12 protein-coding genes are annotated in these 21726 nt (G+C 73.3%); 11 read left to right on the forward strand and 1 reads right to left on the reverse strand.

The features are described from left to right. The first annotated feature begins 83 nt into the window (after positions 1–83). The 10 genes from K4G22_RS24370 (at position 84) to K4G22_RS24415 (ending at position 16761) form a co-directional block, all read left to right on the forward strand. Positions 84–2426, forward strand: a complete 2343-nt coding sequence (locus K4G22_RS24370) for an ATP-binding protein (protein WP_228082477.1) — start codon at positions 84–86, stop codon at positions 2424–2426. A gap of 115 nt (positions 2427–2541) precedes the next feature. Further along, the gene (locus tag K4G22_RS24375) at positions 2542–4113 is read left to right on the forward strand and encodes a PucR family transcriptional regulator (RefSeq protein ID WP_228082478.1); all 1572 of its coding nucleotides are present in this window, start codon (positions 2542–2544) and stop codon (positions 4111–4113) included. Between the two features lie 184 nt (positions 4114–4297). Beyond that, the gene (locus K4G22_RS24380) at positions 4298–5752 is read left to right on the forward strand and encodes an aldehyde dehydrogenase family protein (protein WP_228082479.1); all 1455 of its coding nucleotides are present in this window, start codon (positions 4298–4300) and stop codon (positions 5750–5752) included. 1089 nt (positions 5753–6841) lie between these two features. Next, entirely contained in the window at positions 6842–8038 is a 1197-nt protein-coding gene (locus K4G22_RS24385) for an extracellular solute-binding protein (RefSeq protein ID WP_228082480.1), read from the forward strand. Continuing rightward, positions 8035–8988 (forward strand): carbohydrate ABC transporter permease, encoded by a 954-nt coding sequence (locus tag K4G22_RS24390; protein ID WP_228082481.1) that lies wholly within the window; start codon positions 8035–8037, stop codon positions 8986–8988. The genes K4G22_RS24385 and K4G22_RS24390 overlap by 4 nt, the downstream gene beginning before the upstream one ends. A gap of 15 nt (positions 8989–9003) precedes the next feature. Beyond that, on the forward strand, positions 9004–9816 hold the full coding sequence (locus K4G22_RS24395; RefSeq protein WP_228084218.1) for a carbohydrate ABC transporter permease: 813 nt from the start codon (positions 9004–9006) through the stop codon (positions 9814–9816). Between the two features lie 58 nt (positions 9817–9874). Next, complete coding sequence (locus K4G22_RS24400) at positions 9875–13054, forward strand: glycoside hydrolase family 38 N-terminal domain-containing protein (protein WP_228082482.1); 3180 nt, start codon at positions 9875–9877, stop codon at positions 13052–13054. Positions 13055–13134: 80 nt separating this feature from the next. Then, positions 13135–14820, forward strand: coding sequence for a class I mannose-6-phosphate isomerase (locus K4G22_RS24405; protein WP_228082483.1), 1686 nt, complete (start codon positions 13135–13137; stop codon positions 14818–14820). Beyond that, entirely contained in the window at positions 14817–15686 is an 870-nt protein-coding gene (locus K4G22_RS24410) for an ROK family protein (RefSeq protein ID WP_228082484.1), read from the forward strand. Before K4G22_RS24405 ends, K4G22_RS24410 begins: the two co-directional genes overlap by 4 nt. A gap of 37 nt (positions 15687–15723) precedes the next feature. After that, positions 15724–16761, forward strand: coding sequence for a LacI family DNA-binding transcriptional regulator (locus K4G22_RS24415; RefSeq protein WP_228082485.1), 1038 nt, complete (start codon positions 15724–15726; stop codon positions 16759–16761). A 48-nt stretch (positions 16762–16809) separates the two neighbouring features. Here K4G22_RS24415 and K4G22_RS24420 read toward each other — a convergent pair whose 3' ends face one another. Next, positions 16810–19665 carry a glycoside hydrolase family 3 C-terminal domain-containing protein gene (locus K4G22_RS24420; protein ID WP_228082486.1) on the reverse strand — a complete coding sequence of 952 codons (2856 nt, stop codon included), beginning with the start codon at positions 19663–19665 and terminating at the stop codon, positions 16810–16812. A 309-nt stretch (positions 19666–19974) separates the two neighbouring features. On the opposite strand from K4G22_RS24420, the gene K4G22_RS24425 reads away from it, so the two are divergent. Next, positions 19975–21648, forward strand: coding sequence for an extracellular solute-binding protein (locus K4G22_RS24425; protein WP_228082487.1), 1674 nt, complete (start codon positions 19975–19977; stop codon positions 21646–21648). Positions 21649–21726: the final 78 nt, after the last annotated feature.

Below are 21726 nucleotides of genomic sequence, written 5' to 3' on the forward strand. Positions count from 1 at the left end.
GCGACGACAACCGGCGTTCCAGGCGCGGCGGTCGGCATCATGGGGGATCAATGGACAGCGACGGTACCGGGAAGCCGAGGCGCATGCCCCACGAGACGGCGGACCACACCCCCGTGGTTCCCCCGCCCCCCGGGGCGCCGCCGGCGACCCACCAGCCGCAGGCGGTCGAAGTCCCGCCGCTGACCCGCTGGTTGCGCAAGCCACGCCCCGCCACCCGCCCCGGCATCTGGCGCGCCGACCACATCGCCAAACCACCCCACGACCCCAACGGCCCCAGCGACCGCGAACTCCACGGCGGCGCCCTCCTGGCGTTCCTGACGGCTTGGCTCGTCTGGTCGTTGTACGCCAACGAGTACGTCGACTGGGTCCTTCGGCCGCTCGACTGGATGGGCATCAAGTCCTGGGACTCGATGAGCGCCCGCCTCGCCGCCGTCTACGTGTACGAGTGGCTGCTGCTGTGCGGGCTCGCGTACGTCTTCGGCCGGCTGGGCAACGCGGCGGCGCTCTGGCGACGTTGGCGACCCACGGTGCTGCGGATCTGGTCCCACCGCCCCGACCTCGAACGCCAGGACCCCGGTCGGACGCTGCGCGCCGTCGCCGCCCTCCTCGCGGCCTGGATCGTGTGGCGGCTCAGCTTCCGCGAGGTGTGGATGTTCTGGCTCGACCCCCTCGACGCCGTGGTGCCGCGGGCGTTGTGGGAGGACGGGGACACCGCCGCCTATGTGGTGGTCTACAACCTGTACTACCTGCTCTACACCGCCCTGTTGCTGCTGCTCTTCGGCTGGCTCGGCGGGTGGCGTGCCGTCGGGCGGCGGTATCCGCTGGCGCTGTTGGCGCGGGACGGCGCGCCCGGGAGTGCCGAGGAGCGGGCCGAGATCGCCCGGCTGACGGACTTCACCGAGCTCCGCGCCGCCGGCGCCGAGGCGGCGGCCGAACGGCTGCTGGCCGAGGTGCGGGACGGGGCGATGAACGATCTGGACTACGCCAGGATCGCGCACGCCTGGAGCGCGGTGCGGGCCAGGCCGACGGAGCTGCCGGCCTTCGGCGAGGCCGTGCGGCTCCACGGCGCCGGCGCGTTCCCGCACCCGTCGGGCGAGCGGGATCTGCCGGTCCGCGCCGCCCAGCACGATCTGCTCACCCGCCAGGTGCGGATCGGCTCGGGGGTGGACGATGAGCGCAACCCCTACGAGTACCGGGCCGTGGACATCGCGCTCGATCCGGCCGTGCTCGGCACCTCGCTGCTGGCCGTCGGCCCGCCCGGCGCGGGCAAGACGGGGCGGGTGGTGCGTCCGGTGGTCGAGGCGCTCTGTCTGCACGCCCTGACGGGCCAGGCCGCCGTCGTCGCGGTGGGCACGGCGGCCAGCGGCCTCGGCCCCGACCACGCCTTCGACGTGCTGGTGCGGGTGGGCGACCGGCGCAGCACCCACCAGCTGGCGCTCTACGGCGGCGCCGCCGACACCGACGAGGCGGCCGGGTTGCTGGGGGAGGCGCTGGTCGGCGGCTCCCAGGCGGAGACCAGGGAGGCCGCCGCAGTGCTGATCCAGCTGATCGGCCCCTACCACGCGGCCTACGGCCGGCTGCCTGGCGTGCCCGAGCTGCGCGCCATGCTGGACGGGGCGCCGGCGCTGCTGGCGACGCTGCGCGAGGACCTGGCGCTGGCCGGGGCGCACGACCAGCAGCGGGAGTTGGATTCCCGGCAGCGCCAGTCGCGCCGCGTCGACGACCTCGGCCGGCGGCTCGCCGACAGGTTGGCGCTGCTCGACCGGGCCGGTTTCTCCGTCGAGTCCGATGGCGCCCCGTTCTCGCTGGCCGCGCTCACCCATCCGCTGCGGGTACGGGTCGACCTGCCGGCCGCCGGGCACGCGGAGGCGGGCCGGATCATCACCCGGCTGCTGCTCGCGCAGTTCGCCGCCTCGGTCACCAGCCGCCCGGACCGTTCCCTCTTCGCCGTCCTGGTCCTCGACGACGCCACCGCCGCCATCACGCCCGGCACGGTGCGCGGCCTCACCCAGCTGCGGGGCGCCAACGCGGGTGCGGTGCTGTCGCTGCGCACCCTGGACGACGTGCCGGCGGAGCTGCGCGCGGGACTGCTGGGCGCGGTCGGCTGCCGGATGGCGTTCTCCGGGCTCACCACCTGGGACGCCGAGCACTTCGCCCGCGCCTGGGGCACCGCGTGGACGGAGGACCAGGACATCACCAGAACCCCGGACCGCGCCGGCGGCATCGTGCGGCGCACGGTGCGCGGGGTGCGGAAGCTGTTCACGGGGCGGGAGACCACCACCGACTCGGTGACGGTGCGACGGGTGGAGCGGGAGCGCTGGTCCGCCTCGGAGTTGGCGCACCGGGTGCCTCCGCGGCACGCGGTGCTGTCGATGACGTCGGTGGAGGGCGAGCCCACCCCGCCGGTGCTGCTGCGGCTCGGCTGAGGCCGCCGTCGGGAGGTGGCCGATACCCGCCGCCCCGGTCACGGGGGCCGGTGGGACGCCGTGACCGGCCACGATACGGTGCCAGTGACGTCGATCCGGCTGCCCTAGGTGATATATGCGACCCACTCTCGCCGCACTCACGCAGCACAGCGCGCTCCGGCTCCGGGTCCGCGCGGGGGAGGACCGGCTGGACACCGAGGTGCGGTGGGCGCACACCAGCGAGATGACCGATCCGACGCCTTTTCTGGACGGCGGCGAGCTGTTGTTGACCATCGGGCTCAAGCTTCCGGTGGACGAACTGGACGCGATGCGCGCCTATGTGGCGCGACTGACCGCGGCGGGGGTGGTCGGGCTCGGCTTCGGCGTCGGGGTCAACCACCCGGAGGTCACCCCCGAGTTGCTCCAGGCGGTGCGGGAGGCGGGGCTGCCGCTGCTCGAGGTGCCGCAGCGCACCCCGTTCATCGCGATCAGCAAGGCGGTCTCCGCCGCGATCGCCGCCGAGCAGTACCGCACGGTGACGGCCGGCTTCGCCGCGCAGCGCGAGTTGACCAGGGCGGCGGTCTCGCCCGAGGGGCCGCAGGCGCTGCTGACGCGGCTGGCGGCGCAGGTGGACGGTTGGGCCGCGCTCTGCGACCGTTCGGGCGCCGTGACGGCCGTCGCTCCCGGTTGGGCCGCGCGCCGGGCGGGGCGGTTGGCCGAGGAGGTACGGCGGTTGGGCGACCGTCCGGCCCCGGCGAGCACCGTCTGCGCGGTGCCGGCCGAGGACGGCGGGCCGCCGGGGGCGGACCGCGTCGAGCTCCAGATGGTCGGCACCGGGCAGCGGGACCGCGCCGTGCTGGCGATCGGCACCGCCGCCCCGCTCGGCACCACGGGCCGGTACGCGGTGCAGGCGGCGGTCGCGCTGCTCACCCTGGTGACGGAGCGCTCGCTGGCCTACCAGCTGGCCGAGTCCCGGCTCGGCGGCGCGGTGCTGCGGATGTTGCTGAGCGGTGAGCCGGACCACGCCAGGGCGGTCGCCGGCCAGCTGTACGGCGGCCTGCTGGACGCGCCGCTGCGGGTGGTGGCCGTCGAGGGCGCGGAGCCGGCGGCGCTGACCGCGCTGGGGCAGGCGATAGAGGGCGCGGCGGCCCGCGCCGGCGAGTCGGTGCTGGCCGCGCCGGACGGCGAGGGCCTGGTGCTGCTGCTGGCCGACGGCGGCGGCGCGGTCGCCGCCTGTCTCGACCACGCGTCGAAGTCCGGGGACGGCGTGGTCGTCGGCCTGTCGGCGCCGACCGGTCTTGCCGGCGTCGACGCCGGCTACCAACAGGCCAGGGAGGCCCTGCTGGTGGCCAGGCGGCGGGGCGACACACTGGTGGAGCACGACAATGTGGCCGTCGGTTCCGTGCTGCCCCTGCTGGGCGACGAGGCGGTGCGGGCCTTCGCGGACGGGATGCTGCGGTCGCTGCGCGAGCACGACAAGAGCGGACGCGGCGATCTGTTGGCCTCGTTGCGGGCCTGGCTCTCCCGGCACGGGCAGTGGGACGCGGCGGCGGCCGATCTGGGGGTGCACCGGCACACGTTGCGCTACCGGATGCGGCGCGTCGAGGAGATCCTGGACCGGTCCCTGGACGATCCGGATCTGCGGATGGAGCTGTGGCTGGCGCTCAAGGCCAGCGGGGTGGCCGCCCGGCGGTACCCCAGGGCCTGAAGGGCCCCGTCCCCCCTTGCGCGTCGGTTCCTTGTCCAGCCCTACCAAATGGCAGTGTCGGCCCGCCGCGCCGCTACAAACCGGACAAGAAGTCCGGGCGGTCGAGCGCCTACGGTGGGTGCGGGCGAGGGGCGTGCCGTCCCTTTCGCCGCTGGTTTCCAGAGCTTTGGAAGGGCGGACCGTGATGACGTCAACGACATCCCCGCAGGCGTTCTGGCTGGCCGGGCGCGCGGCGCGCGGCGAGCGCACCCTGGAGGTCACCTCGCCGTGGGACGGCCGCACGGTGGGGGTGGTCTCCGTGCCCACGGCCGAGCAGACGGAGGAGGCGGTGGCCCGCGCCGCCGAGGTCGCCGAGGAGTTCGCCGCCACCCCCGCCTACGTCCGGGCCGCGGCCCTCGACCACGTGCGGGCCGCCATCGAGGCACGCTCGGACGAGGTGGCGCGGCTGATCTCGGCGGAGAACGGCAAGCCGATCAAATGGGCCAGGGTCGAGGTGGCCCGCTGCCTCTCGGTCTTCCGCTGGGCGTCCGACGAGGCGCGCCGCTTCAACGGCGGCACCGCGCAGCGGCTGGACGCCGACGCGGGCGGCACCGGCCGGCTGGCGCTGACCCGGCGGGTGCCCTACGGCCCGGTGCTCGGCATCGCCCCGTTCAACTTCCCGCTCAACCTCTGCGCCCACAAGGTCGCGCCGGCGATCGCCGCCGGCGCGCCGATCGTGCTCAAGCCGGCGCCCGCCACCCCGCTCTCCGGCCTGCTGCTGGGCGAGTTGCTCGCCGAGACGGAGCTGCCCGCCGGCGCGGTGAGCGTGTTGCCGGTGCCGAACGACGCGATGCCCGAGCTGGTGGCGGACCCGAGGCTGCCGGTGATCTCGTTCACCGGGTCGGTGCCGGTCGGCTGGTCGATCAGGGATTCGGTGCCGCGCAAGCGGGTCACCCTGGAGCTGGGCGGCAACGGCGCCGCCGTGGTGCTCGCCGACTGGGCCGACGACGCCGATCTGGACTGGGCGGCCGAGCGGATCGCGACCTTCTCCAACTACCAGGGCGGGCAGTCCTGCATCTCGGTGCAGCGGGTGATCGCGGACGCCTCGGTCTACGACCGGCTGCTGCCCCGACTGATCGCCGCCGTCGACGGCCTGGTCACCGGGGACCCGTCTGACCCGGCCACCGATGTCGGCCCGCTGGTCAGCGAGGACGCGGCCCGCCGGGTCGAGGAGTGGGTGAACGAGGCGGTCGCCGGCGGCGCCTCGGTCCTGGCCGGCGGCACCAGGGAGGGCGCGAGCTTCGCCCCGACCGTGCTGGCCGACGTCCCCGGCGACGCCCGGATCTCCTGCGACGAGGTCTTCGGGCCCGTCCTCTCGGTGACCAGGGTGGACGGCGAGGCCGCCGCCTTCGCCGCGGCCAACGACTCCACCTTCGGCCTCCAGGCCGGCGTCTTCACCCGCGACCTCCAGGCCGCCTTCCGCGCCCACCGCGCGCTGGAGGTCGGCGGCGTGGTGATCGGCGACGTCCCGTCCTACCGTGCCGACCAGATGCCCTACGGCGGCGTCAAGCAGTCGGGCGTGGGCCGGGAGGGCGTCCAGTACGCCATGGAGGACTACACCTACGAACGCGTCATGGTCCTCACCGGCCTCACTCTCTGACGCACGCCCCCCGAGCCGCCGCACGGAGGCTGACGCGTCCCCGGCCCGCCCCCCAAGGAGCGACGGGCCGGGGTCCAACCCCTGGTGCGCCGCCGGCCCAACACACTCCGGCCCCCGAAGGACAGCCCCTACGACGAACGCGGTCCGCTCGGAGTTCCTGCTCGCCCGCACCCGATCGCCAGGCCCCCAGCCCCACGGCGGGACACGCTCCCGGCCCCCGACACTCCACGCACCGGCCCGGACCCACCTCGCCCCCCACCCCGAACGCCCCGCGCACCAGGCCCGCGACCAGCCCACCCCGGCCGCCCACCCCAGCCGCTACGGCGGTCACTCCGTGCAGCGGCCCGGCGGTTAGCCCTTCCCCGGTCGGGCCCGTCGCCGTTCCTACGACGGTCGCTTCGCGCAGCGGGCCGGTGGCCAAGCCCACCCCGGTCAGTGCCTTTCCCCCGGCGGTCAGCCCCTGCCCGGTCGGGCCCGTCGGCCGTCCCCACGGAGGTTGTTCCGTGCAACGGCCCGGCGGCCAGCCCCTCCCGGTCGGGCCCGTCGGCCGTCCCCACGGCGGTCGCTTCGCGCAGCGGGCCGGTGGCCAGGCCCACCCCGGTCAGTGCCTTTCCCCCGGCGGTCAGCCCCTGCCCGGTCGGGCCCGTCGGCCGTCCCCACGGAGGTTGTTCCGTGCAGCGGCCCGGTGGCCAGGCCCACGGCGTTAGGGGCACCGCCCGGTGGCCAAGCCCACCCCGGTCAGTGCCTTCCCACGGCGGTCAGCCCCTCCCCGGTCTGGGCCGCCGTCCCCACGGCGACCGCTTCGCCCAGCCGCCCGGTGGCCAAGCCCGGCCCGGTCAGGGCCGCCGGTCAGGGCCATGTCCGGTTGTTTCGCACAAGATCACCAAAAACCAGTATCCGCACACCTCTTGACACGGCGCGGGCCGCGCCCCGAAGCTGCCTGGCATGTGTTAACGATAACACGCCGAGTGGACCTCGCTGGGAGCCGCCATGCCAGGTAGTCGCCGTCCCCTTCTCACACCCCCCGTCGCCCGCCGCACGGTACTGGCCGCCGCCGTCGGGGCGTTCGCCACGGCGTGTGGTTCGACCATGAGTCAGCCCGCCGGCAAGGTCGCCCTCCACGGCGACAACCAGGACTGGCGCGATCCGCTCAGCAGTGCCGGCCAGCGGATGCGGTCCCTGGCGGGCATCGAGCTGGTGCCCGAGGTGATCCCGTCCCTTGAGTCGTTCGAGCAGATGGTCAAGTCCTCGTTGCGCACCAACAAGACGCCCGACATGTTGAAGTACTGGTCCGGTTATCGCCTTCAGGATCTCGCCCGCACCGGTGGGATCGAGGATCTGACGTCGCAGTGGGAGGCGGCCGAGGAGGCCGGCTGGGTGGATGCCTCGCTGCGGCCCGCCTTCACCCACCAGCGGCGGGTGTACGGCCTGCCGATGAACCTCGCCTACTGGGTCTTCTTCTACAACACCGAGGTCTTCGCCGAGTTGGGCCTGGAGCCCCCGACCAGCTGGGACGCGTTCATCGACGTCTGCGGCGCGCTCAAGTCGGCCGGGATCACCCCGCTGCACGCCACCACCGACGGCCGGTGGCCCGCCTTCATCTGGTTCATGGAGGTGCTCAGCCGCCAGGACCCGGTGTTCTACGAGGAGTTGATGAACGGCCAGGCGAGCTATACCGACGCCAGGGCGGAGCGCGCCCTGCTCACCATCGCCGAGTTCAGCGACAACGACTGGTTCACCGCGCTGGACATGAACCATGTGAACGCCGCCGCCGGGGTGATGCGCGGCACGGTCGGGATGATGCCGGGCGGCACGTTCTTCACCCCCAACTTCGTCTCGGCCGGCGGCGAGCCGGGGAGGAACCTGGACGCCTTCGTGCTGCCGATGGCCGATCCCGGGGCGCCGCCCTGCATGATCTTCGAGTCCAGCGCCCTGGTCTGCACGGTGAAGGGCCCAGACAAACGGGAGGCGTTGGAGGCCGCCGGGTCCTGGCTGCATCCGGAGGTCGCCGAGGCGTTCTCCCACACGCTTCAGGACGGCTCGCCCAACCCCGGGGTGGTGCCGGCCAACCCGATGGTCGCCGGCATCGTCGACACCGTCAGACAGAGCGAGTTGACGCTGCTCAACCGGTTCTGGGAGTTGGGGCCGCCCGAACTGGTGGAGGCGACGGTCGACGATCTGGCCGGGTTCCTGCTGAACCCCTCGTCCTACCGATCGACGCTGGCGACGATGCAGGAGCGCGCCGACGACGCCTGGCAGGTCTGGCGGGAGGCGGCACGCTCATGAGCGCCTTCACCACGGGCCGCCCCCGGCGCCGGATACCGGTGCGCACGCCGGCGGGCGGGGCACGGCACAACGGGAGGCAGAGCCGGAAGATGGGCGGTCCGCTCGCCGCCTTCCCCTGGCTGCTGCCGGCGCTCGCCCTGGTCGGCGTGCTGCTGGTCTATCCGTTTTTCCGCAGTGTCTACGGCAGCCTCTTCGAGGACAACGGCTTCTCCCGCAGCTTCGTCGGCCTGGACAACTACAGCCGGCTGGCCGAGGATCCGATCTTCTCCCGGTCGCTGCTCAACACCCTGATGTGGGTGGCGGGCACGCTGCTGTTGCCGGTGCTGCTCGGCCTGTTGATCGCGGTGGCGACCTACCGGATGCGGTTCGGCGGCGTGGCGCAGCTGCTGGTCGTGCTGCCCTACGCGATCTCGGGCGCGGCGACCGCCGTGCTCTGGAACTTCATGCTGACCACGGACGGCGCGGTGAACCAGATGCTGCGCGCGTTCGGCCTGGACGGGCTGACCCACTCCTGGCTGTTGGAGTGGCCCCACAACACCCTGGCGATGATCGTCGCCTCCACCTGGCAGGGCACCGGGCTCAACGTGGTGCTGTTCGTCATCGGCCTGCGGGCCATTCCCCGGGAGACGGTGGAGGCGGCCTCGCTCGACGGGGCGTCCGGGTGGCGGATGTTCCTCTATGTCACGCTGCCCCAACTGCGCGCGGTGACCGTGGTGGTGGTCGGCATGGCGATCGTCAACAGTCTCAAGGCGTTCGACATGATCTGGATTCTGACCAAGGGCGGTCCCTCCCGGTCATCGGAGACCCTCGCGTTGACCATGTACCGCGAGACGTTCCGCCTCTTCCACGTGGGCTACGGCTCGGCCATCGCCGTCGTGCTGACCGTGATCGTGGTCGCCTCCGCCTGGCTCTACCTACGCCGTCAGATGCCCGATTCGGCACGGAACTAAGGGGAGGGCATCGTGATAGGACGCTCCGCACGCACCGTCTTCGTCGTCGGCTGCGCGCTGCTGTGGCTGATCCCGCTCTATCTGCTGGTCGTCAACGCGCTGATCCCGGCCGACGCCTACCCGGGTGAACCGAGCTGGCTGCCCGAGCACTTCGCGCTCTGGGACAACCTGCGGACCGCTTGGGACGAGGCGGCCATCGGGAGCAGCTTCGTCAACTCCCTGATCTACGCCGTGGTGTGTGGCGCGGCCGGGGTGGTGGTCGCCGCGATGGCCGCGTTCGCCGTGGTGGTGCTGCCGGTGCCGAGGCCCGCCGCCTGGTTCTGGCTGATCTACTCGGGGACGGTCTTCCCGCTCCAGATCTTCCTGGCGCCGCTCTTCGGGCTCTACGCGGACACCAATCTCTACGACTCGCGGCTCGGCCTGATGCTGATCTACGCGGCCTGGGCGGTGCCGTTCGCGTTCTTCCTGATCCGCAACCAGATGACCACCATGCCGCCGGAGGTCACCGAGGCGGCGCTGTTGGACGGCGCCAGCTTCCGGCGGCTGTTCTGGCAGATCCATGTGCCGCTGCTGCTGCCCGGCTTGGGCGCGGCGTTCATCTTCCAGTTCACCGCCGTCTGGAACGACCTGCTGTTCGGCATCACGCTCAGCCGCAGCCCCGAGGTCCAACCCGTGATGGCGGCCCTGACCACGCTCAACACCGCCTACGGCTCCTCGGGGCCGCCGGTGATCCTGGCCGGGGCGCTGATCGTGTCCGTGCCGACCCTGCTCGTCTTCCTGGTGTTCCGCGGCCTCTTCCTGCGCGGCATCACCACCAACGCCAGCTGACCCCGACCGAGCCGAGCCAAGCCCGCAAGCGAAACCCGCAGATCCTGGAGTGAATCTCATGACCACGCGCGCTCTCGTTCGCACCACCGCCTGGGACAACGACCGGATACGGGAGAGCCTCCGGGCCCGGGTGGTGTCCGCCGAGGGGGTGCTCGGCACCACCCCGGTCCGGCTGACCGAGGAGCCGTTGCTGCGCCGGGCGGCCGACGGCGGGCTCCTTCAGTCGCTGCGCGTCACCGCCGAGGCCGCCGGCTGGGAGCCGGGGCCGCTGGCCGTGCGGACCGCGGCGGGCACCGCGCTGCCGGTGGAGCGGATGGCCGGCCCCGGCGGCTCGGTCCGACTGCTGGTGCCCGCGGTGTCCGCGCCGGAGACGGTCACCGTGAGCCTGCCCGCGTCGTCGGACGGCGTCGAGGTGACGTTGACCCCGCAGCGGCAGTGGACGCTGCATCTGATCCACCACTCGCATCTGGACATCGGCTACACCGACCCACAGGGCCGGGTGCTGGCCGAGCATCTGTCCTTCCTCGACTCCTGCCTCGAACTGACGGGGGAGACCGACGACTGGTCGGAGGACTCGCGGTTCCGCTGGTGCGTCGAGTCGCTGTGGTCGTTCAAGCAGTGGGCGGACGCCCGACCGGCCGAGCAGGTCGAGGAGTTCGCCCGCCGGGTGCGGCAGGGCCGCATCGAGCTGACCGCGATGCCGTTCAACCTGCACAGCGAGACCTGTTCCACGGACGAGCTCCACGAGCTGCTGCGGCTGTCCCGCGAGGTCGCGCGGCGGTACGGCGTCACGTTCACCTCGGCCATGCAGACCGATGTGCCCGGCCATGTGGTCGGCATGGTGGACGCGTTGGCGTCGGCCGGCGTGCGCTACCTGTCGGTGGCCCACAACTGGGCCGGGCGCTCCGTGCCGCATCTGGTCGGCGGGGAGAACCTGCCGAGGCTCTTCCGGTGGAAGGCGCCCAGCGGGCGCAGCGTGCTGGTGTGGATGACGGACACCCCGCACGGGCTGGCCTATATGGAGGGCCCGCTGCTCGGCTTCGACACCGACTACGGGCAGGTGGACGATCTGCTGCCGGCCTATCTGACCTCGCTGGCCAGCAACCCCTACCCGTACCCCGGGGGCGTCTTCGGCTGGTCCATGGACCAGGAGACGATCTCCCGCGAGCCCTACCCGTGGGATGTGCTGCACCTGCGGGTGCAGGGCAAGTTCGGCGACAACGCGCCGCCCCGCCGGATCATCGCCGAGACCGTGCGGCGCTGGAACGAGACCTGGGCCTATCCCAAGCTGCGCCTGTCGCGGAACGAGGACTTCTTCGCCGACGCCGAGTCCCGGCTCGGCGACCGGATCCAGACATTCGAGGGCGACTGGACCGACTGGTGGGTGGACGGCGTCGGTTCGGGGGCGATGCCGCTGTCGCTGGCCCGTACCGCGCAGGGCGTGGTCGCCGACGCGCAGACGCTCGGCACCTTCGCCGGGGTGCTGGGCGCGGCCGGACCGGCCGACGACAGCGTGGCGGCCGGTGAGGTGTACGAGGCCGTTTCGCTCTTCGACGAGCACACCTGGGGCGCCGGCGACCCGTGGACCCACGGCCATGACCACGGCCACTCGGGCGAGGACCAGTGGCACTGGAAGTATGCCCAGGCCAGGCGGGGACACGACGACGGGCAGTCGCTGCTCAACCGCGCCTCGGCCAGGCTCGGCCAGCGCCTCGCCCAACCGGCGGGCGTGGCCGCCTCGTTCCATGTGGTGAACACCTGCTCCTTCACGCGCACCGAGGTCGCGGAGATCTTCCTGCCGGAGAGCAGCGTCCCGCTGGAGCAGCCGGTGGAGCTGGTCGACGCGCGCACCGGGGAGCGCGTCCCGCACGAGGAGCGCCCCCAGGTCAACGACACCCACCGGGACGCCGGACGCTTCTTGTTGGCGCGGGTCGACGAGGTGCCGGCGGCCGGCTCGGTACGGCTCGACGTGGTGGCCGCCGAGGCGAGCGCGACGGACGGCGCGGCGGGCGCGCGGCTGAGGTCGGCGACCGGCTGGAACCCGACCGGCGGCAGCAACAGGGAGAACCCGGCCGAGACCGCCGCCAGGGCGCTGGCCAGGGCGGACGCCACCGTGCTTGAGAACGCGTTCCTGCGGGTGCGGGTCGATCTGGCCAGGGCCTGTATCGCCTCGCTGGTGGACAGGGCGACCGGCACCGAGCTGGTCGCGCGGGACCCGGTCGTCGGCTTCAACGGCTATCTGCACGACAGCTACACCACGGCCGGCGCGTTCAACCACAACTCCAGCAGGACCACCGCGTCCGACCGGCTGGAGCACCTGGGCGCCCGGGCGGTGGCGCCGCCGGCGGCGCTGATCGACCGGCGGACCACGGCCGTGGCCGAGATCCTGGTCTTCGAGACCCGCCCGGCCGGCGCCCACACGGTGCGCACCACGCTGACCCTGCCGCACGGCATCGCCCGCCTCGACGTGGAGAACGTCGTCGACAAGGACGCGACGCTCGGCAAGGAGAGCGCCTACTTCGCCTTCCCCTTCGCCTTCGAGAACCCCACCGTGCGGATGGAGGCGTCCGGCGGGGTCACCGGCAGCGGGCTGCCGGTCGTCCCGGGGTCGGCCCAGCACATGCGCGCGATCCGCCGCTGGGTGACCTGGGAGGAGAACGGGCTGACGGTCGCCTGGTCCACGCAGGACGCGCCGCTGGTGCAGTTCGGCAATATCGCGCTGCCCTACGCGCCGTTCCCGAAGACGCTGGACGAGGACGAGCCGGCGACCGTCTTCTCCTGGATCCACAACAACCTCTGGGACACCAACTTCCCCAGCCAGCAGGCGTTCACCCTGCCCTTCCGCTACAGCGTGGCCTGCGCCTCGGGCGCCGCGGGCGCGGGCCTCGGCGCGCGCACCGCCGCCGCCACCAGCCGGCCGCTGCACGCCGTGCGGGCCAGGGGCACGGCGGGCGAACGGGAGGCCGTCGCCACGTTGGGCCTCGTCGAGATCGACGACCCCAGGGTCCGGCTGGTCGGCGCCACCACGCCCGACGCGGACGGCGGGGTGCTGCTGCGCCTCCAGTCGTTCGCCGAGGAGGCGTCCGTCTGCCAGGTGCGCCTCGGCTTCCCGGTGGACTCCGCCCAGCTGGCCAGCTATCTCGGCGAGCCCACCGACGCGTTGACCGTCGCGGAGGGACGGATCGACGTCCCCCTGGAGCCGCTCGGCACCACCGGGGTCCTCCTCCGCCGACGCTGACCGGCGTGCCGCCGACCCCACAAGAAGCACGGCACAGCACAGAACAGCACAGAACCACCGAGAAGCACCTAGGAGAACGTGTGTACCGGCTCGATCCGCGTTACGCCCCGGCCCCGGGGGCCGATCTGGCCACCGGCTGGCGCGCGGTGACCGACAGGTTGCCGGCGTCGCCGGCCGTGGTGGCCCTCGACGGCCCGGCCTGCCTGGACTGGACCCCGCTCGTCGACCGGCTGGCCGGCGAACTCGCCGCCCAGGGCAGGGAGGTGACCACCCTCGACGTGCGCGCGGGCTACGCGGAGCCCGCCGAGGTGCGGCGCCGCACCGTGCCGCCGGGGCGCGACGACCCGTACTTCCCCAAGCTCGCCGACGCCCCGCTCGCCGCGCTCTTCGACGAACCGCCCACGGCGCCCCCCGCCACCGGCGGGCTGCTGCTGGTCTACGGACCCGGCGCGGCGCTGGTCGAGCACCAGTCGCTCTGGTATGTCGACCTGCCCAAGCGGTACGCCGAGGCGGCGATCGCCGGCGGCGCGGGGGAGAACCTCGGCCTGCCGGGCGAACCGGCCGAGCTGCGCCGGCTGTTCTATGTGGACTGGCCGATGCTCGACGCGCACCGGGACGCGCTGGTCGACCGGATCGACGGCTGGCTCGACCCGCAACAGCCCGAGGAGCCCAGCCTGTTGGACGGCGACGGGCTGCGCGCCACCCTCGCGGCGCTGGCCCGCCGCCCGGTCCGCACCCGCCCGTACTTCAACTCCACGCCGTGGGGCGGGCACTGGGCGCAGCGCGAGCTGGGCTTCGCGCCTGGGGCGCGCAACACGGCGCTCGGCTATGAGCTGATCGCCCCCGAGTCCGGAGTCCTGATCGGTGCGGACGCCGACCGCCAGGTGGAGGTGCCGTTCCAGCTGCTGTGCGTACGCCACCCGCGCGAGCTGCTGGGCGGCGCGGCACACGCCACGTTCGGCACGTCCTTCCCCATCCGCTTCGACTACCTCGACACGGTCGACGGGGGCGACCTCTCGGTGCACTGCCATCCCCGGGAGCGCTTCATGCGTGAGCGCCTCGGCTGGTCCTACACCCAGCACGAGACGTACTACGTGACGGTCGGCACGCCGGGGAGCCGGGTGTTCCTCGGGCTGCGGGAGGACGCCGACATCGCCGGGTTCGCCGCCGAGGTGCGCGCCTCGGCCGCCGAGGGGACGCCGATCCGGCCCGAGGACCATGTGCGGACCTTCCCCGCCGAACAGGGGCAGCTCTTCCTGATCCCCGCCGGCACCCCGCACTCCAGCGGCGCCGGCAACCTGGTGCTGGAGATCAGCGCCACCCCGTACCTCTACAGCCTCAGGTTCTACGACTGGCTCCGGCCGGCCGCCGACGGGAAGCCGCGCCCGCTGCCCCACGAACACGCGCTGGCCAACCTGGACACCGAACGGCGAGGCGACGCGGTCGCACGCGATCTGGTGCCCGCGCCCCGCACGCTGCGCGAGGGCCCAGGCTGGCGGGAGGAGGTGCTGGGCGAACTGGCCGAGATCTTCTACGAGGTGCGGCGGTTCACCCTGGACGACGGGGCGACGGTGCGCGACGACACGGCGGACCGGTTCCATGTGCTGAACGTCGTCGAGGGCGCCGGGGTGACGGTCACCACGGACGCGGGCGACGAGCACGAGCTGGCGTTCGCCGAGACGTTGACCCTGCCGGCGGCCGTGGGCGGCTACCGCCTGCTGCCGCACGCCGGCGGCGCCCGGGTCGTGAAGGCGCTGGTCCGGTGATCCCGGTCCTCGACATCGGGGGCACCCATGTGACCGCCGCGCTGGTCGACCCGGCGCGGCGGTCCGTGACGGCCCAGCGGCGCGACCCGCTGGACGGGCGGGGCGACGCCGGGCCGATCCTCGACACGCTGCTGCGCTGCGCGGCCGGCCTCGGCCTGCCGCCCGAGGCGGCGCGGGGCGCCGTCTGGGGGGTGGCCACCCCCGGGCCGTTCGACTACCGGCGGGGGATCGGCCGGTTCGAGAGCGTCGGCAAGTTCGACAGCCTGCGGGGGGTCGACGTCGGCCTGGCCCTGGCCGAAGGACTCCCCGGGCCGCCCGCCGGGGTGGTCTTCGGCAACGACGCGCACGCCTTCCTGCTGGGGGAGTGGCTCGCCGGTGCGGCCCGCGGCCGGGAGCGGTGCGTGGGGATCACCCTGGGCACCGGCGTCGGCTCGGCGTTCCTGGCCGAGGGACGGATCCGGGAGGAAGGCCCCGGCGTCCCGCCCGAGGGGCGTGCCGATCTGCTGCGGGTGGCGGGCCGGCCGCTGGAGGAGTCCGTCTCCCGCCGCGCGATCCTCGCCGACTACGGCGAGCCGGGCCTGGACGTCATGGGCATCGCCGAGCGGGCCAGGCGCGGGGAGGCGCGGGCCTCGCGGGTGCTGGACGCGGCGTTCACCGGTCTCGGCCGGGCGCTCGCGCCCTGCCTGACCGCGTTCGGTGCCACCGCCCTGGTCGTCGGCGGCTCGATGGCCGGCTCCTTCGACGTGCTCGGCCCCGCGTTGCGCGCCGGGCTCGGCGAGGTGCCCACGCTGGCTACCATCACCACGAGCGAACTGAACTCCGACGCCCCCCTGTTGGGCGCCGCGCATATCGCCGCCGAAGGCTGAGACCCGGCCGGCGGCCCAAGGAAGGAGGCTGGCCACCATGGCAGCAGCGGCCAGGCCCCCGGGCGACCGACCGACGCTGCGGGACGTCGCGGGGCGCGCCGGGGTCAGCGCCATGACGGTCACCCGGGTGCTGCGCGACGACCCCAGGGTGTCGCCGGCCACCCGGGAGAAGGTGCTGGCCGGCATCTCCGAGCTGGGGTACCGGCCCAACACGGTGGCCCGCAGCCTCCGTCTCGGCCGGGGCAGCGGCCTCGTCGGCCTGGTCGTCACCAACCTCGCCAACCCCTTCTACTCGCGGCTGGCGTTGGGCGTGGACAGCGTCGTGGGTCAGCAGGGTCTGAAGACGGTGATAGGGAACACCAGACAGGATCTGGACAACGAACGGGAGCTGGTCGCCGATCTGGTGGGGCGACGGGTGGACGGCATCGTCGTCGTCCCGGCCAGCGGCGACCAGCGGCATCTGGCCGCCGCCGTCGACGCCGGTGTCCCCGTGGTCTGCGCCAGCCGGCCGCCCGTCGGGTTCGACGCCGACCACGTGCTGGTGGACGACTTCGGCGGCGCCAGGAACGCGACCGCCCGGCTGCTGGCCGCCGGCCACCGCAGGGTGGGCTTCCTGGGCCCGCCGGCCGCCGTCTACACCAGCGAGGAACGGCTGCGCGGCTACCGCGAGGCACTGGCGGCGGCCGGCGTGCGGGCGGACGAGCGCCATGTCCGCCAGGGACAGCAGGACGTCGAAGCGGCCATGAACGCCGCGTCCGAGCTGCTGGCCCTGGCCGAGCCGCCGACCGCGCTGTTCTGCTCCAACAACCGCAACACCATCGGCGCCTTCCGCGCGGTGACGGCGGCCGGGCAGGACGTGGCGCTCGCCGGCTTCGACGACTTCGAACTCGCCGACGTGCTGGGCCTGCCGCTCACCGTCCAGGCCTACGACAGCGACGAACTCGGCAGCGAGGCCGGCCGGTTGCTGATCGACCGGATGCGCCCCACCGGCCCCGCCCCGCCACCCCGCCGGGTGGTGCTGCCCACCAGGGCGGTGCACTACGGCGGCTGGCCCAGACCCAGGGGCACGGCCTGAATCTATCGCCCTGTGAGGTTGGGGACGTGAAGCGGCCTCGGACGCCGGTCAGCCGAAGTCGATCCCCGTCACCCGCACCTCGCCCCGTAGCGTCAGCCGCAGCTCCCGTACCCCGGCGAGGGGACGCGCCAGATCGACGGTGACCGGCGCGTAGCGGTAGACGTCGCCGGTGTCCGGCACCGCCCAGGTGGCGAGGACACCGGCCTCCGCGTCCGCCAGCTCCACGGTGCCCGAGCCGCCGGCGACGCTGGCCGCGCGCACCGTGCCGGATGTGACGCCGGCGCCCAGATCGCAGGCGCGGAAGCGGAGCACCGCCGGACGCGCCGGGTCGGTGGGGGCCACCGCGTCGCCCGAGGTGCGGCTGGCGTCGACCAGCTCGGCCCCCGTGACCTCGTCGAAGTCGGCCGCGAGGAGGCCGCGTTCGCGCACCGGGCGGGGCGCGGGCGGCTCCCCGGCCACCCGCCAGGGGGCCCGCCGGCGGATGTCCCGGCTGGAGGCGCCGACCGCCAGCTCGTAGCCGCCCGGCGGCACGACCCACCGGGAGTGCGCCACGTCCCACATGCCCAGCGCCTCGGTCAGCGGGGCGGTCAGCCGCACCCGGCGCCGCTCGCCGGCGGCCAGGGTGAGCCGCTGGTGCGCGATCAGCCAACGGTGCGGCCGGGGCAGCGCCGCATCGATCGAGCCGGCGTACAGCTGCACCACCTCGTCGCCGTCCCTGGGCCCGACATTGCCGAGCGTCACCTCGGCGACCAGCGTCTCGCCCTCGGCGCGCACCGTAAGACCGTGGTACTCGAACGAGGTGTAGCCGAGGCCGTGACCGAACGGGTAGAGCGGATCGCCGTCGTGGTAGAGGTAGGTGGCGCGCGCGGTGATCAGGTCGTAGTCCCTGATGGGCGGCAGCTCAGCGTCGTCGCCGTACCAGGTCTGGGGCAGCCGGCCGGCCGGTGAGACATCCCCGTACAGCACCCGGGCCAGCGCCGTGCCCGCCTCCTGCCCGCCGTGCGCGGTCCACAGCAGCGCGGGCAGCGCGGCGTCCGCCTCCGGCACCGCGTACGGATAGGACGACGAGAGCACCAGCGCCGTCCTGGGGTTGGCGGCGTGCGCCGCGCGCCAGAGCGCCTCCTGCCGCTCCGGCAGCCGCAGCGTGGTGCGGTCCTCCGTCTCCCGCCCGTTGATATGCGGATCGTTGCCCAGCACCAGCACCACCACGTCGGCGGCCCGCGCCGCCTCGGCGACCGCGGCGCGCCCGTCGCGGACCGTCTCCACCGTGAACACCGTGCCGGGTTCCCCCTCGGCGGCAACCTTCAGGCCGTCGGCGGCGACCGACACCGGACGACCGCTTGCCCGATGGACCAGGAGGTGACCAGCGCCGTGCGGTTCGAGACCGAACACCTCCCGCACCACCCAGCCACCGGGCCGCTCGGCCGAGGCGCGCACCAGGCCGTCATCGGCGACCGACAGATAGCGCCCGTCGGCCGCCCGCAGCGTCAGCGCGCCGCCGCCCCAGTCGACCAGCCGCAGGGTGGAGGCGGAGGCGATGCCGTCCACGGTCAGGGGCGGCAGATCGGTGCGCCCGGCCAGCAGCGCCGGGTCCAACGCGGCCTGGTCCGCCGGCCCTTCGGCCGCCACGGGGGTCGTGGGCACGACGACCCAGCCGGCGTCGGCGCGCAGCCGCACCAGATCGGCGCCGTCGTCGAAGGTGACGGCGCCCACCGCCGGATGGGCGCGCAGCCCGTCCACCGGGCTGACCCGGTACGGCGGCGAGCCGCTGTACCAGTCCAGCTTCACCTCGTCGGCCAGCGGGCCGAGCACCGCGACCGAGCGGCCGGCCGGCAGCGGCAGCAGCCCGTCGTTCTTCAGCAGCACCACCGCCTGCTCGGCGGCCAGCGTCGCCAACTCCCGGTGCTCCACGGTGTCGTGGGCCGCCTCCCGGTCGAACGGGTGCGCCTCGGGGTCGAACTCGCCCAGCCGCAGGCGCATCGTCAGCAGCCGGGTCGCCGCCCGGTCGATGTCCTCCTCGGTGAGCAGGCCGCGCCGCAGCGCCTCGGTCAACGCGGTCACGGTGGGGGCGGAGTCCTCGCCGTGGTCGGTGAAGCTGTCGACGCCGGCGCGCAGCGAGGCGGCAAGCCCCGACGCCTGGTCGGGGAGGTAGCCCTGCGAGTTCGCGATGTTGGAGGGCGCGCCCGCGTCGGAGCAGACCACCAGCGGGATGTCGGCCAGCTCGCGCAGCAGGTCGAGCAGCGGCGAGAGATGGTTGGGCCGGCCGTTGACCAGGTTGTACGCCGGCATCACCCCGGCCACCGCGCCGGCGCGCACCGGCCCGGCGAAGGCGAGGAGTTCGTACTCACGCAGCACCCGCGCCCGGAGCGAGGTGCTGGCCGTGTCCCGGTCCACCTCGTGGTTGTGCGCCAGCCAGTGCTTGAGGACGGGCGCGGTGCGCCAGTACACCGGATGGTCGCCGACCAGCCCCCGGGTGTAGGCGGCGGCCAGCGTTCCGGTGAGCCGGGCGTCCTCCGCGTAGCCCTCCTCGTTGCGGCCCCACAGCGGGTGCCGCAGCGGGTTGACGGTGGGGGACCAGACATTGAGGCCGACTCTCTGGTCCTTGGCGGCCATCGCCCGCACCTCCCGCCCGGTGGCCTCGCCGACCCGCCGCACCAGCTCCGGGTTCCAGGTCGCGCCAAGCCCCACGGCCTGCGGGAAGACGGTGGCCGTGCCCATCCAGGCCACCCCGTGCAGCGCCTCCTGCCCGGTGCGGAACGCCGCCAGGCCGAGCCGGGGCACGGCGGGCGCGAACTGGTGCAGCAGGGCGATCCGCTCGTCGGGACTCAGCCGACCCAACAGGTCGGCCACCCGCTCGGGAACGGTCAGCCCGGCATCACGGAACGGCGGTGGCTCGGCAGTCAAAGGAGGCTCCCCAGACGGTGGTGGTGACGGATGCCCCGAGGGTGCGTGGTCCCCACGGCGACCTGGTTTTTCGAAGCGCTTCGATGCTCGGTTTTCCGTCGGCCCCCTGTCAAGCCCCAGAAGGCCGCCGCCGTTCCGCATCATGTCTCCCCTGCTTTCCATGGCGTCGCCCGCCCCCTCAACTTTCTCTGAAACAGGGCTTGTGCGCCCCGCTGGGGGGTCTTAACCTCGGCGCAACATCGAAGCGCTTCGACCAGACAGTCCTCCACGGGGTCCCGAAGCGGCCGAACCTTGGAAGGGTTTCCCGCCATGCCGAACTCCCCCTCCGCGCCCAGCAGAAGACGGTTCCTCGCCTCGACAGCGGTGGCAGCCGCCGCGACGGCGGGTGGTGTCCCGCTGCTGACCGCCTGCTCGTCGGACGGCGCCTCGGGCGGCGGCGGGGGTGAGGGCCGCGTCGCGGAGACCGAGTTGGAGGGCATCCTTCCGACCTACCGCGCCTCCGACGTGGCCTTCGAGCCCGACATCCCGGCGGAAAACGGTTCGAGCCCCGGCTACACCTCCTTCATCACCACCGAGGAGATGGGCGTCACCGTTCCCCAACCCAAGGGCTCCGGCGGCGAGTTCCGGGTGATGACCCCGCTGTGGGGCACCCCGCCCTCGTCGGGGAACGACTACTGGACGGCGATGGACGAGGCCATCGGGGTGCGGATCAACTGGCAGACCCAGGACGGCAACACCTACGGCGAGAAGCTGGGCGCCGTGCTCGCCGGGAGCGACATCCCCGACCTGGTCTGTGTGCCGGGCTGGGAGCTCCAGGGCCAGATACCGCGCGCCATCAGCAGCCGCTTCGCCGACCTCGGGCCCTACCTCTCCGGGGACCGGGTGCTGGAGTACCCCAACCTCGCCGCCGTGCCGACCGCGGCCTGGGAGTCGTCGATCTTCGGGGGCGCGCTGCGCGGCCTGCCCATGCCGGCCCCGCCCATCGGCGGCGTGATCCCCTTCTACCGGCAGGACATCTTCGAGGCCAACGGCTGGTCACCGCCCACCAGCGCCGAGGACTTCCTCTCCTTCTGCCAGGACATCACCTCCGCCCGCAACCGCGTCTGGGCCTGCGAGGACATGAAGTGGTCCTCGTTCATCATCCACGGGGTGCTCCCCGACAAGCCGCAGTACTGGGAGGAGGTGGACGGCAGGTTGGTCAACCGCTTCGAGACGGACGCCTATCTGGAGGCGCTCGACTGGACCAGGCGCCTCTTCGACGCCGGCGTGGTGCACCCGGACGGAGTGGCCAACCAGGGCGACGCGCTGGTCCGCTTCACCTCCGGTGAGTCGCTGATGCTCAACCAGGGGCAGGGCGTCTGGCACAACACCCTCACCGAGCAGCGCACCTCCAACCCGGACTTCAGGATGAACGCCTTCGACTACTTCGGCGTCGGCGGCGAGGACCCGGTGCTCTACGCGGGCAACGGCTCCAGCCTGTGGACCTTCGTCAACAAGAACCTGCCCGAGGAGCGCGTCCGCGAGGCCCTGGAGATCGCCAACTACTGCGCCGCGCCCTACGGCACCCGGGAGAACCTGCTGCGCACCTTCGGCGTCGAGGGCGTCCACCACACCATCGAGGACGAGCAGCGGGTGCGCACCGCGCAGGGCGAGGAGGAGGTCGTCCCCGACACCTACGTCTTCATCGCCTCGCCCGGCCACTACATCGCGGCCTCCGACGTGCCCCAGCTGGTGGAGGACTGGACGGGCTGGTTGCGGCGGCAGATGCCCTATGTCAAGGAGACGATCTTCTACGGCCGGCAGATCCAGGAGCCCGACCAGTTCACCAACCTCAACGACCAGTTCGAGGACCTGGAGGACGACGTGGTCCGGGGCCGCCGCTCGATCAGCGACATGCAGGACGCGGTCGCCGAGTGGAGCCGCAACGGCGGGAACGAGCTGCGCGACTGGTACCAGCGCCTGCTCGACGACCAGTCCGCCTGAGGCAACCGCCACCGCCGAAAGCCCCCCACCCGGCCCGACAGCCCCGGCCGGGTGGGGCGTTCCGGCGTCGAGAACCAA

The sequence above is a fragment of the Streptomyces profundus genome (assembly GCF_020740535.1).
Taxonomy (GTDB): domain Bacteria; phylum Actinomycetota; class Actinomycetes; order Streptomycetales; family Streptomycetaceae; genus Streptomyces; species Streptomyces profundus.